The 16,792-nt window shown below is 38.9% G+C and carries 12 protein-coding genes; 10 read left to right on the top strand and 2 right to left on the bottom strand.

Translation table 11 applies throughout. The features are described from left to right. From BM156_RS14925 to BM156_RS14895, 7 genes are all read left to right on the top strand, one after another. Positions 1-293 (top strand): integrase core domain-containing protein (locus BM156_RS14925; RefSeq protein WP_139218300.1); only part of this gene is annotated, 293 nt, incomplete at its 5' end. Between the two features lie 383 nt (positions 294-676). Then, positions 677-1,273 (top strand): RNA polymerase sigma factor, encoded by a 597-nt coding sequence (locus tag BM156_RS14920; RefSeq protein WP_170846970.1) that lies wholly within the window; start codon positions 677-679, stop codon positions 1,271-1,273. Positions 1,274-1,348: 75 nt separating this feature from the next. Further along, positions 1,349-2,491, top strand: a complete 1,143-nt coding sequence (locus tag BM156_RS14915) for a FecR family protein (protein WP_093920693.1) — start codon at positions 1,349-1,351, stop codon at positions 2,489-2,491. Between the two features lie 173 nt (positions 2,492-2,664). Further along, on the top strand, positions 2,665-6,045 hold the full coding sequence (locus BM156_RS14910; protein WP_170846969.1) for a TonB-dependent receptor: 3,381 nt from the start codon (positions 2,665-2,667) through the stop codon (positions 6,043-6,045). Between the two features lie 17 nt (positions 6,046-6,062). Then, on the top strand, positions 6,063-8,030 hold the full coding sequence (locus BM156_RS14905; RefSeq protein WP_093920691.1) for a RagB/SusD family nutrient uptake outer membrane protein: 1,968 nt from the start codon (positions 6,063-6,065) through the stop codon (positions 8,028-8,030). A 37-nt stretch (positions 8,031-8,067) separates the two neighbouring features. Continuing rightward, the gene (locus BM156_RS14900) at positions 8,068-9,348 is read left to right on the top strand and encodes a DUF4959 domain-containing protein (RefSeq protein WP_093920690.1); all 1,281 of its coding nucleotides are present in this window, start codon (positions 8,068-8,070) and stop codon (positions 9,346-9,348) included. Positions 9,349-9,373: 25 nt separating this feature from the next. Beyond that, the gene (locus BM156_RS14895; RefSeq protein WP_212733523.1) at positions 9,374-11,014 is read left to right on the top strand and encodes a DUF4998 domain-containing protein; all 1,641 of its coding nucleotides are present in this window, start codon (positions 9,374-9,376) and stop codon (positions 11,012-11,014) included. 80 nt (positions 11,015-11,094) lie between these two features. Here the strand turns inward: BM156_RS14895 and BM156_RS14890 are convergent, their stop codons facing one another. Further along, positions 11,095-11,823 (bottom strand): META domain-containing protein, encoded by a 729-nt coding sequence (locus BM156_RS14890; RefSeq protein WP_093920688.1) that lies wholly within the window; start codon positions 11,821-11,823, stop codon positions 11,095-11,097. Positions 11,824-12,071: 248 nt separating this feature from the next. Between BM156_RS14890 and BM156_RS14885 the strand changes: the two genes are divergently transcribed. The 3 genes from BM156_RS14885 (at position 12,072) to BM156_RS14875 (ending at position 15,009) form a co-directional block, all read left to right on the top strand. Further along, positions 12,072-13,274 (top strand): C1 family peptidase, encoded by a 1,203-nt coding sequence (locus BM156_RS14885; RefSeq protein ID WP_093920687.1) that lies wholly within the window; start codon positions 12,072-12,074, stop codon positions 13,272-13,274. A 170-nt stretch (positions 13,275-13,444) separates the two neighbouring features. Further along, entirely contained in the window at positions 13,445-14,329 is an 885-nt protein-coding gene (locus tag BM156_RS14880; protein WP_093920686.1) for a hypothetical protein, read from the top strand. Continuing rightward, positions 14,314-15,009: a phosphatase PAP2 family protein gene (locus BM156_RS14875; RefSeq protein WP_093920685.1), complete on the top strand. Its 696-nt coding sequence runs from the start codon at positions 14,314-14,316 to the stop codon at positions 15,007-15,009. The genes BM156_RS14880 and BM156_RS14875 overlap by 16 nt, the downstream gene beginning before the upstream one ends. Positions 15,010-15,149: 140 nt before the next feature. Here the strand turns inward: BM156_RS14875 and BM156_RS14870 are convergent, their stop codons facing one another. Beyond that, a complete protein-coding gene (locus tag BM156_RS14870; RefSeq protein ID WP_093920684.1) occupies positions 15,150-16,715 on the bottom strand; it encodes an ArnT family glycosyltransferase in 1,566 nt (521 codons plus the stop codon). Positions 16,716-16,792: the final 77 nt, after the last annotated feature.

Genomic DNA, 16,792 nt, shown 5'->3' with positions numbered 1-16,792 from the left:
TACAATACGCCTGTACCGAGTTTAAAGAGCTGCTGGCGTCAAATCCATTTGTAACACAAAGCATGAGCAGAAAAGGAGATTGTTGGGACAATGCCGTTGCTGAAAGCTTTTTCAAGACCTTAAAAACAGAATGGATCTACAGAAACAAGTATGCCACAAAAAAGCAAGCGAGAGTTTCTGTTTTTGAATATATAGAAACTTGGTACAATACCCAGAGAACCCATTCTGCTTTAAATTATTTGTCGCCAGTGGAATTTGCTGAATTAATAAATAAACAAAAATTGGCAGCGTAGCTTAACTCAATGTCCACTTTTTTGTTGCAAGTTCATTATTACAGGTTTGCTATGCTCTTGCTTCATTCATGCCGATAATTTTGCCTGATATTCTTAAACAACCATCATATTGAAGTTTGTAATACAAAAATTAAGCATGACAAAATTGTATGAATAGACCTGTTGAAAATTATTCATTTCCTAATTTTATATTCTGATTAGCCAGTCCTAAGCGTAAGTTGTTTCGTTATTTGCATGCGGTTTTGAATGCTTAAAACATAACTTGGAAGAATGATATATCGTTTATTTTTTTTAAAAAATAGTTCTACATTTGAGAGGAAGTGTTTTGTATTGACGATATCCCCCTAATCTATATGCGGAGTTCCGATCAAAATGAAGGTAAGTTGTGGAAAAATTTTCGAGAAGGGAATGATAGGGCTTTTTTCGATTTGTATGACCAATATGTTGATGTTTTATTCAGTTTTGGAATTCAGTTTTGTACTGATAAGGAGATTGTGAAAGACTGTATTCAAGACCTTTTTATTGATCTGTACCGTTATCGTAAGAGTTTGTCAGATACAGACTCTATAAAATTCTATTTGTTTCGATCTCTTCGGCGAAAGCTTCATAAAGAAATTTCAAAAAATCAATTTGTTTCTTTGGATGAAGAAGTTGAAGTAAGACTTGATTTGCAAGTTTCAGATAGTGAAAAGAAAATAATTGGATATGAGAGTGAGAAAGAGAACCTTCATATTTTAGAACAGGCTCTAAAACAACTTACAAAGCAACAACAAAGAGCTCTGGCAATGAAGTTTGAGCAGAATTTGTCGTATTCAGAAATAGCCTCCCTATTAAATATATCCGTTGAGTCAGCGAGAACAAATATTTATAGAGCATTGAAGTCATTGCGAAAAAAAATGTCTAAAAAAAACATGGCTACAACGGCCTTATTAATAGTTTATTATAAGTCGATGAGTTTCGGAAATAGCATCTTGATTTAAAAGAAAGTTCTTCAAAACTGTCTATGTTACTTGCAATGCTTTCTTTATTCTAATAGAAAGTATTAAAGAATTATTGTGAGACAGAAAACTGAAGACATTCTAAAGAAAGAGGGAGTTTCGAAAGAAGATATCGCAAGAGCTTTTGCTTCTGATACCGATGAATACAGAATATCAAATGATATTTTAAGTTTTTTAAGTGAATCCAAATATCACTTAACAGAGCAAGAGAAAATCCAAATAAAATCTGAAATTAGAGCATCGATTCAGCGTAAATCTTTTTTTAAGAGGAAATTCCACTTACTAGCTGCGGCATCCATTTTTGTCGCAATTCTTGCTGGATTATTATTTTATCATCAGCTAAAACTAGAGTATCAGCTCACCGAATATGCACAATCATTACCTGATTTTGAAAATGATTCAACGACTCGTTTAGTCTTGAGCGAAGGGCGAGAAGTACATATCAGAGAAAAGGTTTCTCATATTCAGTATCATAGTCAAGGAGAAAAGATTGAAATTGGAACAAATCAACAAGAAATTAAGCAAGAATTGAAACAGGTAAAGCCTAGCTTTAATACAGTTGTAGTCCCCTACGGAAAGAGAGCACAGCTTACTTTATCTGATGGCTCAATGGTTTGGCTTAATTCTGGTTCCAAATTGATATACCCCGCCAGCTTTAGATCTAAGAAAAGAGAAGTTTACATTGATGGCGAGGGGGTTTTTAAGGTTCAAAAAGACTTGACTAAGCCTTTTATTGTTAAATCAGGGAGCTTTGACGTAGAAGTTACGGGCACTGTCTTCAATATTAGTGTCTATTCGGATGATAAGTTTTCGAGTGCTGTTTTGAAAGAGGGGAGCATTCGGCTGGACTATAATCCAAACGGTTTATTTGCGACCAAAACTCAAGAAATGTTACCCGGCGATATGGCTATTCTTAATTTAAAAGAGAAAGCTGTTGAAACGAAGAAGGTAAATCCAGAGGATTATATGTCTTGGGTTGAAGGATATTATTCTTTTCGTAGCGAACAGTTAGGAGGAATTTTAAAGAAGTTGTCGCGATATTACAACGTTGACATACAGCTGAAGGATAGGGCGTTGATGAAAGAAACATTTACAGGAGGCGTTGAGCTGAAAAATTCAATTGAAGAAGTACTAAACCTAATAAAAAAGACAACCAAATTTAATTACAGAAAGGAGGGTGAACAGATCATTATCTACTAAACCTACAATGAAATAAGCCTGCAGATGGTGCAACATCCACAGGCTTCAAATAAGTGTAACATCGCATCAGGCGATATTAATAAAACTAAAAGATGACCAAATTTATGAAAAAAAGTGGCACTTGTGCACATTTTTTCCATTGGAAGGATTGTTGTGCACATTTCTTAAGAGTTATGAAACTTACTGTATTTCTTCTTTTTATGGGAATCAGTGTTGTATTAGCGAATGAGACCTATTCGCAGAGTACGACTCTATCTTTTCGGCTGGAACAAAGTACAATCAGAGAAGTTTTTGAAGAAATCCAAAATCAAAGTGAGTTTATTATTTTTTATAACGACAATCAGGTTGATTTAAGCAGAAGAGTTAATATAAAGGCAAATCAATCAAGCATTGATAATATCCTGACTCAGTTATTGAATGGTACAGACCTGGCGTATCATATTTCTGATCGGCAGGTGATCATTTTCTCGGAAGAAAAGATTGTAAAAAGAGTAGGGATTGAACTCGTTGATCAAGGTAAAAAGAATATTTCTGGCTTGGTTAAAGACGATGTTGGACTGGGATTGCCTGGTGTCTCTATTGTAGTCAAAGGAACAACAAGTGGAACTGTGTCTGATGGCAATGGTGAATTTACATTGCAAGCAGCAGTAGGAGATACACTCCTATTTTCTTTTATAGGAAAAAATCCAGAGGAGAGGGTTGTTGATGAGCGGAATATATTTGAAGTTGTATTGTATGATGATGATACAGAGCTTGAAGAGATACAGGTTGTTGCCTTTGGAACACAAAAGAAGGAAAGTGTAATCGCTTCTATAGAAACAGTAAAACCATCTGAGTTGAAACAACCCGCGTCGAATCTAACAAGCGCCTTGGCTGGAAAGATTCCTGGGATAATTTCCTATCAATCAACCGGTGAGCCGGGGCAGGATAATGCCCAGTTTTTTGTTCGAGGAGTGACCACCTTTGGCTATAAAACCTCTCCGCTAATCTTGATTGATGGATTTGAGGCCAATGCAAATGATCTTGCTCGTTTGGAACCGGATAACATTGAAAGCTTTTCAATTCTAAAGGATGCATCTGCAACGGTACTCTATGGAGCACGAGGTGCAAATGGGATAATATTGGTTGTTACAAAATCGGGAAGGAAAGGGCCAGCAAAAGTCAATGTAAGAGTTGATATGCATTTAGCCAGGCCCACCAAAATGAATGAGTTGTTGGATGGTGTTGATTATATGAATTTATATAATCAGGCAAGGATATCACGAGACCCTATTCTGGGGGCCTACTATAGCCAGCAAAAAATCCAATCTACGCTGGATGGCGATAACCCAATGCTTTTCCCGAATATAAACTGGTACGATGAGTTGTTTGAAAAATCAACAGTGAATAAAAAGGTGAACATGAATGTCTCGGGAGGGGGACAAGTGGCAACCTATTATGTGTCGGGTGGATACGAGAATGAGACAGGCTTATTGAAAGTCGCTGATATGAATAATTTTAATAATAACATTGATATCAATAGGGTGCAGTTGAGAAGTAATGTTGTTTTTAAATTAACGCCAACCACAACTTTAGATACGAGAATTCAAGGACGCTTTGAGCGTTATACTGGACCATACAGGTCTGCCAGTTCTATTTTTGCAATGGTAATGGACTCTAACCCCGTAGATTTCCCTGCGGTATATGAACCCGATGTTAAACATGAGTATGCCGATCATATTCTATTTGGCAATACCTATGTGGCTGGAGCTTTAAAGGCTAATCCATATGCCGAAATGGTACGTGGTTACCAAGATCGGAATGAAAGTTCGATTACTGCTATGGCTACTTTATCTCAAGATTTAGAGTTTGTAACCAAAGGATTGAAGTTGCAAGCAAAGGCATCAGTAAACACCTGGAGTAAGTATTCGAGTACACGTTCTTATAGCCCTTTCTACTATGATTTGGAAACCTATAATCAGGTGACAGGAGAATATACTCTTTTTGCTTTAAATCCGACGGGAGGACAAGCCTACTTAGGAGATGTTTATCCTGGAAGGGATGCTAGTGGACACTATTATTTTGAGGCTAGATTGAATTGGGAACGCCAATTCGGGAAGCACAATTTTGGCTTAATGAGTGTGGGAATGATGGAAGAATACCTTTTAACCGGAGGTAATAGCACTTCAATATATGAGACGCTTCCCGAAAAGAATATGGGGAATTCCGGACGTGCTACTTACGACTATGATAGTCGTTACTTTCTTGAGTTTGCCTACGGATACAATGGCTCTGAAAAATTTAGTGGATCCAAACGGTACGGCTTTTTCCCCTCGTTTGGGGGAGGTTGGCTCGTGTCAAATGAGTCTTTCTGGTCGCCTTTGGAGAAGGTTATTAATACGATGAAATTGAAATTTACTTGGGGTAAAGTGGGGAATGATGCAATTTCAGGTCGCTCAGGTCGCTTTTTTTACTTGTCTGATATTTCTAAGTATGGTGGTGCCTATCGTTGGGGGGCTACGTTTATGAATAGCTATGCTGGTTATACTATTAATCGTTATGCTAATCCTGATATTACCTGGGAAGTATCTACAAAATATAATGCAGGCGTAGAGCTCGGTTTTTTAAACGAATCTCTGAAAGTGCAATGGGATGTTTTCTGGGATAATCGGGATCAAATATACATGACTCGCCAGAATTTTCCATCGACAGCAGGTCTTGAGGCTCAGATAAGTGGAAACGTTGGCAAAGTGAAGTCAAATGGGATGGAAGGTTCTATTGACTACCAGCATATTTTCAATAATGATTTTTGGTTGACTGGAAGAGCCAATTTTACTTACGCTACCAATGAATTTGTTGAATTAGATGAAAAGGATTATCCCGACGAGTATTTGAAAAGAAAAGGACATCACACAAATCAATGGTGGGGATTGATTGCCGAACGGTTGTTTGTAGATGAAGTAGAGATAGAGAATTCTCCTAAACAGGATTTTGGTACTTATATGGCAGGGGATATCAAATATAAAGATGTTAACGGAGATGGAATCGTTAACAGTAATGACCGGGTGCCCTTGGGTTTCCCGACAGTTCCAGAAATCCAGTATGGATTTGGTCTTTCTGCAGGATACAAAGAATTTGATTTGTCTTTTTTCTTTCAAGGGAACTCAAGAGTTTCAATTTTTATTAATCCTTCGACAAATGGAGGAATTGCACCTTTTGCAGGACGACGAAATGCATTGGCGCTAATTGCTAAAGACCATTGGAGTGAGACGAATCCTGATGTGCATGCGTTCTGGCCTCGGCTGTCAGTAACCCCATTGGTAAATAATATTCAAACTTCTTCATGGTGGCTCCGAAATGGTTCTTTCCTTCGTTTGAAGACAGTTGAAATGGGCTACAATCTCCCAAAGAACTTGTTTAATAAGGCTGGCTTAAAAAGCAGCCGAATTTATTTCAGTGCAGAAAACTTGTTCGTATTGAGTCCATTCAAGTTGTGGGATCCAGAGATGGGACGAAATGGTTTAGGATATCCTCCCAACCAGCGTTTTAATTTGGGTGTGCAATTATCATTTTAATACAAAAATTAGAGAAAATGAAAGTATTAGATAAAAGAATTATTTGCCTCATTTGCTTTTTGTTTACACTGTCTGCTTGTACGGATTACTTGGATGTTGTTCCTGATAACACTCTAACCTTGGAAGATTTGTTTAAGCAAAAGGAAGAAGCTTGGAATGCGTTAGCAAAAGTGTATAGCTACATGCCTGAGGATGACGAAACTCATAATACAACATGGACTTTAGGAGATGAGTGGCTTGGTCGATTGGATCTCAGCGAAAATACAGGTCATCTGCGAGCAATGCGAATTATGAGAGGACTACAATCGGCGAATTACCCGTTACTTGGAAGTTGGTCTGGAACTGGAGGAGGACAACCTTTGTATGAGGGGATTAGACAGGCGAATGTGTTTTTAACCAATATCGATCGTGTTCCGGATATGACGGAACAGGAGAAAGCAGACTGGAAAGCCCAGGTGAAATTCCTGAAAGCCTATTATAATTTTATTCTGGTTCAAAGATATGGTCCTATTGTTATCTCTGACGAATTGGTTACCGCAGATGCTACTTCAGACCAGTTGTTTTTGGAGCGATCAAAAGTTGAAGATTGTTTTGATTACATTCTGAACTTAATGAATGAGGCAATTCCTGATTTGAAAGAAAGAGCACCTGCTATTCTCTATGGACAAGTCGATCAGGTTATTGCCAAAGCGATTAAAGCACGGGTGTTGTTATTTCGTGCGAGTCCTTTTTTTAATGGCAATATCGAATATTTTGGGGATTTTGTTGATTATGATGGAGAGGCTTTTTTCCCTTTAGAGTATGATAAAGAGAAATGGAAAGAAGCCATTGATGCAATTGATAGTGCAATAGAAGCATGCGAAGCAAATGGTATTGCTTTATATTCATACGAAAAGGAACCCTATCTATTTGATCGGGTGGATTTTTCGCAGAATAAAGAACACTTAAAAAAGCTATATGATCTGCGCATGGTTATTACAGATCCATGGAATCGAGAGCTTATCTGGGGATATTCAAATATCAATGTTTATGGCCAGGGGGAGCTTGCTCATTCAACGAATATGCGCCTTCCGGAAGGTTATGGAGATGGGACTACAAATACTGCATCTTTTTCATGGCAGTGGATGAGTGCTACTTACCGTATGGTAGAACGTTACTACACCAAGAATGGGGTGCCGATTGATGAAGATTTGACCTTCGAGAATGATGCGAAGCTAGAAATTGTTCAAACACCGGGTGTGGAAGAGGATGAATATGCTGAAATGAGAGGTATTATGCAGCCTGGAGCTGAAACCATTAAGCTTTATTTAAACCGGGAGCCTCGTTTTTATGCCAACCTGGGAATCACAGGAGGTTATTGGCGTACTCATGGTGTGCGCATTAATACAATGATGTACGCCGGAGAGGATGGCGGTTATAACTCTTCGCAGCATACAACAGACTTTTTCGAGACTGGAATTGCGATCAAAAAATTTGTACATCCAGAGTCCAAATCAGGTGCGTGGCAGCGTACCATAAAGTTCCCGTATCCAATAATTCGACTAGCTGACTTGTACTTAATGAAGGCAGAAGCACTGAACGAGTACTATGATGCTCCAAATCAGGAGGTTTATGATGCGATAAATTTAGTTCGCGAAAGAGCTGGTATTCCAAAGGTTGAGGATGTTTGGTCTGATGCTAGTATTGTTCGAACAGCCAATAAGCACAAGAGCAAAGAAGGAATGAGAGATATAATTCTTCAGGAAAGAAGTATTGAGCTAGCTTTTGAAGGTAGCCGATTCTGGGATATGCTAAGGCATCGTAAGGCAACCGCCGAATTTTCTTCTCCTGTTTGGGGATGGACATATACCGGTGAAACAGGAACTGACTTTTTTATTCTAGAGGCAAAACAATCGCGTCAGTTTACGATTAACAATTGTTTGTGGCCTATTGACTTGAATGAAATGAATACTAATTCTAAGCTAATCCAAAATCCAGGATGGTAAATCGCTGTATTTTGAACTATTTAAATTAAATCAACTTATGAAGACAATAAGAATATTTACAATCATATTTTTTGTTGCATTGCTTGGTGTTGTTGTCTCATGTAAAGAGGAAGAAAGACGCATCGGGGACTCAGAAGATTCTGTTCCTCCTAATCAACCAATTGGAATTACTTATAAACCCTTGTATGGTGGTGCTCGTTTTTTTTATGAGATTCCCGGAGATGAAGATTTATTGAGTATTGATGCTGTTTACACGAACAACGATGGGAAAACTTTTTCATTTTCTTCAAGCTATTATAAAGATTCACTGGATGTGTATGGATTTGGTGATACAATAGAATACCAAGTTGACTTATATGCGATTGATCGTGCTGGAAATAGATCAGAGCCAGCACAAATAATGGTGAAGCCATTAAAGCCTGCGATCGCTCGAGTAGCAGAATCTATTGAGGTAAAACCAGGATTTAGTTCTTTCTTTCTTGACTGGGAAAATGACTTGGAGCAAAGTATTAATATCTATGTCGATTTTAGTTTTAATGAGGATGGTGTTGACAGGGAACTAACTTCAGTATTTTCTTCAAATTTAAAAGAAGAGAGACGTTTTATCGAGAATCTTGATTTAGGGCCAGAGCAACCCGTTTCCGTTAAATTGCGTGTTGAAGATATCTATGGAAATATCACAGAGCCAATGGATAAGGGAACATTGACGCTATACGAAGATATGGAGATTCCTAAAGATAGTTGGGTGCTTCCAGCAACTAATGATTCAATAGGGGGAGTCCCTCAATGTTTTGGAGACGGTTTAGAAGGGCGACTTCGCTATGTTATTGATGGGATTATTGATCGAGGCGATAACCTGAATTTTATGCATACGCATGGAAGAGGGCGTACAGGAGAGGAAGATGATGGAAATATGCCTTGGAATTTTATCATAGACTTAGGTGATTATTATGAGTTAAGTAGAATTGTGACGGTTCAAAGACATTCTGGTGGATTAGACAATATAAATAGAGGCCAGTACTACCGATCAGAGAATGTGGGGGTCTATGAAATGTATTATTGGGATGAGGACTCTGCAAAATGGTCTATAATTTCCGAGCATCAAATTCCAGTTCCTAAAGGCTTGAGTGAGCTAGAGTTTGTTAAAAAGGGAGAAGCTGGAGATATGGCCTATATGTATCCAGATGATCCTAAATACACAAAGCCTACCCGGTGGTTTAGGTATCGAGCGATGAAAGGGTTTACCTCAAACTATACAAGAGAAGATGCTAACTGCTTGTCAGAGCTTACACTTTATGGGCGAAAAGCAGTTCAATAAAAACTAGATTAAAGCTTTTTATCTTATGAAATACATAGCATTATTAATAATTATAACTGTTTCTCTTTTTGCATGCACTGATATGTATGAATACCAAGAGAAATACGAAGGCGAGATCGTATATCCAGCACGTTTTGATACGATTATTGGACTGGTTGGTTATGAGCGTGTTGAACTTGAATTGATGAAGGCTGGACGTATTCCTTCTAAACAAATAAACTTGGGAAAGGCTCAGAAAACAATTGTGGAGTATGATGATAAGGTAGTTACTATTGATTCATTGGTATCTTACGTGAATATAACAGGACTAACATCGCGAAAACTTTATCGTTTTAAAGTATACACGATTGATGAATATGGGAATAAGTCTGTTCCTCAGGAAATTGCACTAATTCCTTTTACTTCAGATGCTTTAGCGTCAATGGAGGTTAGTACTCCGCGTATTTTGAAATCCCCAACAGCTGCTGTTGTGGACTGGCCAAATGGACTGTCTTCTGTTTTATTAGATTATTATGGGTTATCATTTGAGTATGAAGATAAAGATGGCATTGTTCGGCTAGGTGAACGAGGGGAGAATGCCCGATTTTTTGTGGGTAATGTTGCCGCAGGGGAAGACACCAAAATAAAGGTCGACTATAAGATCGTTCCTCTGGTTAATGGAAAAGCTATTTTAGATACAGTTATTTTGAGTGATGAGTTAATGATAGACATGCCGACTGGTTCCACAGAATTCTCTGTTGCTGAACGAGAAGTATTACTTGCTAACGGCGTGGAGACTTTTACATCAGATGGAGTTTCGGCAATCGAGAAGTTGGTGTTTCCTATTCATGCTAATTCTTTGCAAGATATTTTTTATTTTCCGAATCTGAAGGAGCTGGATTTGACGGGAGGAGACTTATTTACATTGCCAGAATTAACTTATGATCGTAATGGAGTTGTTGACATTGTTGGAGGAGGCTCTTATAGTCCATTTATGAAAAAGACAGGAGGAATGGCTGAAGCAAATGCTCAGTCACTGATTGACTTATTAGAATCGGGTATTCTTGAAAAAGTGACTTATTACTCAAATTCGATGGGCTTAGATGAGATGTTGAAACCTTATATTAATCAAGGTGTTGTTGAAGTTATCCAAGGCGCTTCCTCCGTGTTAATAGATAAGCAATTTTTATTAGATGGGAATGTACAATCCAGTAATTTTAATATTGATATAACTTATCCTTATGCTGGTTCTCCGGTTGAGGAGGGAATTGAGAATGCTTACAAGGTTGCTTGTAAGGCAAAAAGTGCCTCCTTGGTCTTTGCTCTACCTAAAGAGTATGAATTTAATATTGAAGATTATCGATACTTGAAGTTTAAAGTTTATGCGCCATCTAAGGATGTGTTTAGCGGTACCTATGCGCCATTTCAACGTCTTTGGCCGCGTTTTATGAATAGAATGTGGTCTTTTGGAGGGAATTCAAGCTTTGGACAGCAGTACTGGGCACTTGATAAGTTTTCCATTGAGGATGATCAACTACAAAAATGGACAGATGTCACAATTGATATGACAGAAGCATTGGATAAACATAATAGAGTCATTATTCTAAATATTGGGGGAGAGCCAGGAGTAACTCCTTCAGAAGATATTATTTATTATTTTGGCAATATCCGCTTCGAGAAAGAATGATTAACTAAGCTCACTGCCTAATATTCTTCTTAATTCAAGAAGAAGGCTGAGTCTAATTGAGATTTCAGCCTTCTTCTATTTTAGTTTGCTCGAATAAAGGTGATTGTTCCCGTGGCATCAGATAGTTGCAGTTGATCTTTTGTGACACTAAATGTCCAGCTACGGTTTGTTATTAAGCGTAAAAATTGACTTTCAAGCTTTAGCTGAGGGCAGGCCATTTTGGTGGACATGGGCATTCCAAATTGCAGCGTATTGCCAACTTGTTCTACCTTCCCGTTGATGCGGTTACAGCCAGCAAATCCCCTGAAATTTTTGTCCTTCAACATAAATTCAATGTTTGGTGAAGATGCTCCTGCATCAATTTCCTTTTGGTTAATGGATTGAAGTTCCCATTGTCCGTTAATTTGCTCGGTCACCCAGTTTTGGTAATCTTTTCGTAGGATATAAGCATCCGCAAAACTAGACTGAATGGGCTTACCATAGATATCAAGCATGACGAGTTGGTCGTTTTTTAAACGAAATAGTTGCATGGCAGAGTTGTCAGGTTTACTTTTTAAGTAAATCAATGTGTCGTTTTTTACTTTATAGGTTCCCGTATTGTTGAGTGTCGGACTATCACGTTCCTGGTAATCTAAGCTTTCGGCATAGGTGTAATCCCCATTCAATTTCAAGGTATAGTCAATTCCTAGGCAGTCGGCACAGGGAATTACACCAGAATATTCCCCCGAGGGAGTGATCATTTTACTAGAGCTACAGGCTTGGGTAAAAAGCGCAAGGAGGAATAGCCCATTCAATTTACTTATCTTCATAATTATATAGTGTTAAAAGGTGGATCATTGTTGTTTGTAGGTCGTAATTAGCGGGCCAAACATAATTGATCATTTTTTAATTTAGTAAATTGAGCAGATGAGGATGAGCGAAATTGGTTGCTTTACGTCATCTTCAATACGCAAAAATTAACGATTATTAACATTGGATTGTGAGCTATCTCACTTAACATTACCTTAATATTTTAGTATATTTGGCAGCTTTTATGGATGATATTTGACATTTACTTATGAATAAATTAAAGAAGTACCTGGTGCTGGCAACGGTTGCCGCATTTTCCGTAGGGATGGTCAGTGCACAGGATGAGACGAAGAACGGCTACCATTTTACATCGATTAAGGAAATTCCGAACACCCCGGTAAAAGATCAGTATCGCTCGGGTACTTGTTGGTCATTTTCAGGACTAGGTTTTCTAGAAGCTGAAATGTTACGTAAGGGAAAGTCAGAGGTTGACTTGGCTGAAATGTTTATCGTTTGGCATACCTATGATGAAAAAGCATCAAAGTATGTGCGCTTGCATGGAAACCTCAATTTTTCAGCAGGGGGTGCTTTTCATGATGTAACCAATATTATTAAACGATATGGAATTGTTCCTGAGGAAGCATACACAGGCTTGAATTACGGCGAAACAAAGCACGTGCACGGGGAAATGGATCGGGTACTGAAGAAGCAAGTAGAAGCAGTGATCGAAAATCCAAATAAAAAATTGAGTCCGGCATGGCGTGAGTCATTACGAGGAACATTGGATTCATACTTGGGTGAAATTCCAGAAACATTTGAGTACAAAGGACAGACTTACACGCCAATGAGCTTTGCATCGGATTATGTAGGATTAGATATGGACGACTATGTTCAGATAAGCTCTTATACACACCATCCGTTTTATTCAAAATTTATTATTGAAGTTCCTGATAACTGGATGTGGGGACAAGTTTACAATGTGCCATTGGAAGATATGGAAGCAATTGTAGACAACTCAATTGAAAATGGATACACCGTAGCTTGGGCTGCTGATGTGAGCGAAAAAGGTTTTAGCACTTCTAAAAAAGGAGTGGCTGTTATCCCTGATGCAGATAAGCAGGAAATGAGCGATGCTGAAATTGCTCGATGGGAAGAACTGTCGGATAAAGAAAAGAATGATGAGCTGTATAAACTGGAGAAACCAGGAGCTGAGAAAGTAATTACCCAGGAAATGCGCCAAGAGGCGTTTGATAACTACACGACAACAGACGATCATGGAATGTTGATTGTAGGAACAGCAAAAGACCAAAATGGCAGCATCTATTACAAGGTGAAAAACTCGTGGGGCGACTACAATAATTACGACGGCTTCTTTTATGCCTCCAAGCCCTATGTGAAGTATAAAACAATGAGTGTTATGGTTCACAAGGATGCGATTCCGAAAAGTATACAGAAGAAATTAAATTTATAATCAGAAAAGCTCCCAATCCGTTGGGAGTTTTTTTATGCCTTTTGTTTTGTGATGTGTATCTTTGCGCTCTCGTTCTTATAGCGAGTTGAGGCTTTGTTTGTATTTGAAGTCGTGACAACGCGAATGAGCGAAAGAATCAAAGAAATAGTCAGAACCCGGAGTTTTAGCAGATGAAGCGAATTCTATTTTTAGTTAGTTTTTGTTTAGCGGTTACCAGTGTCAATGCCCAGGAATGGGGTTGGTGGAATGAACTGCATGGCTGGGAGCCGGGAATGCCAGGATGGCGAAGTTATATTACGATTAGTCCGGGGTATTTAGGGCCGAATGCGCTGCCTGTTCCGGATATGAATAACGGCGTACTGGAGCAAAGCAAAAGTTTAAAAGTTAGTACCGACTTTCATTTCCGGACTGGCGACCAGACGCAGAATATTGCCGGGCAGTTTTATTATCCTTTTTCTGATCGGATTGCGGTGAGCGTTTATGGAGTCATGCTCGAGCACTATTCCATGTCTGATCAAATTAGAGACGAGCGTGCTGCGCGCGACCGGGATGGAGAGGGGCTTGCTATTGGCGATTTGTATTTTGCAACTTGGATTCAGCTGGTAAAGGGGCGAAAATTTCCCAATACGCTGTTGCGGATGGTTGGAAAAACAGCTTCGGGAGGACGTTTAGATGCTGCTCGTTACGCTGATAGTCCAGGCTACTTTTTTGATATTACTTTTTCAAAAGAACTAAAATCGGTTGCTGGCAACTGGTTGTTGCGTCCTTTTGTATCATCCGGGTTTTACTCATGGCAGACCAATGATATGGAGAACCTTCAGAATGATGCATTCATGTATGGTGCGGGCATCGAATTGGATCAGTCGGACTGGAATATTACAAATTCTGTGAGCGGTTATTCTGGCTACAAAGATGAACGGGACTGTCCGATGGTTTATACCTTGTCTCTTGAGCGCTCATTAAAGAAGGATGCAATTCAGTTACAGTATATCGTTGGCTTACGCGATTGGGAATACCAATCTTTAAAATTGGCTTATATATGGCAATGGAAATAAAAGAGACTTTTCAGAAAATATTCGGAAACCGAGGACTTAAAAGCTTTTTAGTTGGAATGATGGTATTTGCTGTCGCTGGAATAGTCGTATTTTTGACGACAAAGCATGGCGACGTGGTATTATTTATCAATCGGTATTCCAGAGAGGCTTGGGATCCAATTGCTACTTTCTTGACCGACTTGGGTTTGGGAACTTTTGTGGCTGGGCTCATGGCTCTTTTGTTATTTTGGAAAGTTCGCTACGGACTGACCGGCCTGATTAATTTGGGCTTGGTAGGTATTTTTACAAACTTGGGTAAAAAGGTAATCTTCTCTAATCGTCCCCGTCCGTTTAACTATTTCTATTACGACGATTTTCATCGTTTTTTATATCATGCCGAATTGAATTATCACTACAGTTTTCCGTCTGGACATACAATGACCATTTTTTCAGCAATGAGCTTAATTGCTTTTTTTGTTGGTAAACGTTCGGCAGGAATCTTTTTCTTTTTCGCGGCTCTGATTATCGGGTTTACGCGTATTTATCTGCTACAGCATTTCTTCTTGGATGTGTATGTGGGGGCAATCGTAGGCGTTTTTTGCACCATATTGGCTGTTTTATTGCTGAATGGAGTATTGCGGCTACAGCGTTTTTCTTGGTTTGATCAACCGATCTATAAGATTCGTTTTAAGCGCCAATAATTGGAATCTAGCTTCTTTTCTCAATCGAATGATTATAAGTACAACCGTTCTTCTGAGTTAAATCTAAAGAGAAAGATTCGGGCAATTGTCTAGCAAGAAAAGCCAGACAAGCAAGTTGCAATTTGATATCTGAGCGAAGCTTACTTCTTTGTGATTAATACGGTTGTAGGTGTTTCCAAAATATCTCTCGCTGAAAAGGAGATCTCGCAATTGGCGGGCAGATCGACTTTTTCAATTCGTCGTTTTGTAGAGATGATAACCCCATCAGGATAGTTCTCAAAAAACTCAGAGAAGGAATTTGGTTCAACTTCAACAAGTTCGTGTTGCAGATAAAACGAGTAGGAAGGGTTAAACTTTCCGTAGTACCGCACTTCTTTGCCTTTCACTAAATGGAGACTTTTTGCAACAGGGTTTTCCTGATCAATTTTGGGAAATACAATAAAAGCAAAGCTCATGGCTGCCAGCATGCAGCTTATTCCGGCCACTCTAAGTGCTTTTTGCAGCTGATTCTTAGTGAAAAGAAAGTAAGCTAGAATAAACCCAACCGGAATAGGCAAAAAGAAGAATGCCTGGTTTCGCAAATGGTCAAGCGCCGGATCAAAGGTAATTCCGATATAAAGTGCCGGAACCAAGATTAGCCCCACAACGAGGAGTGTAATCATACTGGCTTTTGGCTTCGCTGTTTTAAAAGATAGCTGTGATAGCCATACGCCCAAAAGTGCAGCAAAGTAAGGATAGGCAGGCACCGTATAATTAGGGAGTTTTGTACGCGAAATAGAGAAAAAGATCACAATTGCTAATCCCGCAACCAGGTTGAGTAAAATAAAATCACTTTTGCGATTCTTCCAGGCATGTTTTAAGGCTTGCACGATGAAAACAGCAAAAGGAAATAGGCCAAGTAAAACAAATAGGATTGTCAGTAGGAAGATACCTCCGTGTCCTTCCATTTCACTTGAGAAACGCCCTAAATTGTGTTTAAAGAAGAAACCATCAGTCCATTGTCCATTGGTTTTTAAATGGACCAAAATATACCAGGGAAGGGCAATAAGCAACACTAAAACAGCTCCGGAAAATGGGTGAAGTTGTTTGAGCTCTTTCCAGTTTAATCGTTTGCTGAAGATCAGAAAAAGCAGAAAGATTAATCCGGGAAGTCCGATGGCAACAGGCCCTTTAGACAAGGTCCCCAAGCCTACGGAAAGATAGAGCGCGAGCAAGTAAATCAGTTTCTTTTCTTTAACTGCAGCATAAAACGAAAAAACGCTGGCGGTGAAAAAGAAAATCAAGTAGGGGTCGGGAACCGACAGGTGAAATTGAATACTCAAATGAATGGACGAAAGCAGAATAAAGCTGGTCCAAAGCGCTGCTTTTTCAGAATGAAAACGGCGAACAAACAAAAAGCTTATCAGGATCGTCAAGGCTCCAAAAATTGCCGAGAAGAAGCGAGCTGCAAAGGGGGTCACTCCAAAAACAGAATAGCTCACCATCATAAAAAAGTAATGTAGTGGAGGTTTATCTGTTCTTAGCTCTTGGTTGAAAGTGGGGACGACCCAGTCGCCTCGTTCAAGCATTTCTGCAGCGCAAGTTGCATTTTTGGCTTCGTCCAGAATATAAATGCTGTTACCTCCCAGATTGGCTAGGTATAAAAACAGGGCGATACCGAAGATGAACCATGGATAATAATTTGATTGATTTAATTGCTTGAACATGAGCTGAAATTGATAATATTTATTGTTTGTACTAGATTACTTACCGCGTTTTTCTTAATTTCGCATCGCTAAATAAC

The organism is Sunxiuqinia elliptica (assembly GCF_900113005.1).
Classification (GTDB): domain Bacteria; phylum Bacteroidota; class Bacteroidia; order Bacteroidales; family Prolixibacteraceae; genus Sunxiuqinia; species Sunxiuqinia elliptica.
This window is presented reverse-complemented; position numbering and strand designations above follow the sequence as displayed.

What these genes read in the sequence shown, in the direction of transcription:
- BM156_RS14910 (WP_170846969.1), top strand. Translation starts at nt 2,665, where the DNA reads ATGAAACTTACTGTATTTCTTCTTTTTATGGGAATCAGTGTTGTATTA.
- BM156_RS14905 (WP_093920691.1), top strand. Translation starts at nt 6,063, where the DNA reads ATGAAAGTATTAGATAAAAGAATTATTTGCCTCATTTGCTTTTTGTTT.
- BM156_RS14900 (WP_093920690.1), top strand. Translation starts at nt 8,068, where the DNA reads ATGAAGACAATAAGAATATTTACAATCATATTTTTTGTTGCATTGCTT.
- BM156_RS14895 (WP_212733523.1), top strand. Translation starts at nt 9,374, where the DNA reads ATGAAATACATAGCATTATTAATAATTATAACTGTTTCTCTTTTTGCA.
- BM156_RS14890 (WP_093920688.1), bottom strand. Translation starts at nt 11,823, where the DNA reads ATGAAGATAAGTAAATTGAATGGGCTATTCCTCCTTGCGCTTTTTACC.
- BM156_RS14885 (WP_093920687.1), top strand. Translation starts at nt 12,072, where the DNA reads ATGAATAAATTAAAGAAGTACCTGGTGCTGGCAACGGTTGCCGCATTT.
- BM156_RS14880 (WP_093920686.1), top strand. Translation starts at nt 13,445, where the DNA reads ATGAAGCGAATTCTATTTTTAGTTAGTTTTTGTTTAGCGGTTACCAGT.
- BM156_RS14875 (WP_093920685.1), top strand. Translation starts at nt 14,314, where the DNA reads ATGGCAATGGAAATAAAAGAGACTTTTCAGAAAATATTCGGAAACCGA.
- BM156_RS14870 (WP_093920684.1), bottom strand. Translation starts at nt 16,715, where the DNA reads ATGTTCAAGCAATTAAATCAATCAAATTATTATCCATGGTTCATCTTC.